Origin of the sequence: Streptomyces sp. BE20, assembly GCF_036322525.1 — a bacterium.
Classification (GTDB): Bacteria; Actinomycetota; Actinomycetes; order Streptomycetales; family Streptomycetaceae; genus Kitasatospora.
Genome location: NZ_JAQYWW010001030.1, coordinates 1 through 331, shown reverse-complemented (window position 1 = coordinate 331; position 331 = coordinate 1). Strand labels below are relative to the sequence as shown.

General features: G+C 58.3%; 1 rRNA gene. It reads left to right on the top strand.

What is annotated here, in order from left to right:
• Window positions 1–246: 246 nt before the first annotated feature.
• Window positions 247–331 (top strand): 23S ribosomal RNA (locus tag PUR61_RS28750); the annotation flags it as partial.

Sequence of the window (331 nt, the reverse complement as noted above, 5' to 3'; positions counted from 1 at the left end):
GCACGGTCGCTCATGGGTGGAACGTTGACTATTCGGCACACTGGGTTGGCATTCGTTAGTACTGCTTCGGCGTGGAAGACGGATTGTTGATCGGGTGTGTCGGGCACGTTGTTGGGTCCTGAGGGAACGGCCGTTATGGTCTGTTTCTTCAGTACTGCCGGTCTCATGCGAGGCGGTCCTTTGGGGTCGTCGAGTGTGGGTGTCTGGTCGTTGTTTGAGAACTGCACAGTGGACGCGAGCATCTGTGGCCAAGTTTTTAAGGGCGCACGGTGGATGCCTTGGCACCAGGAACCGATGAAGGACGTGGGAGGCCACGATAGTCCCCGGGGAG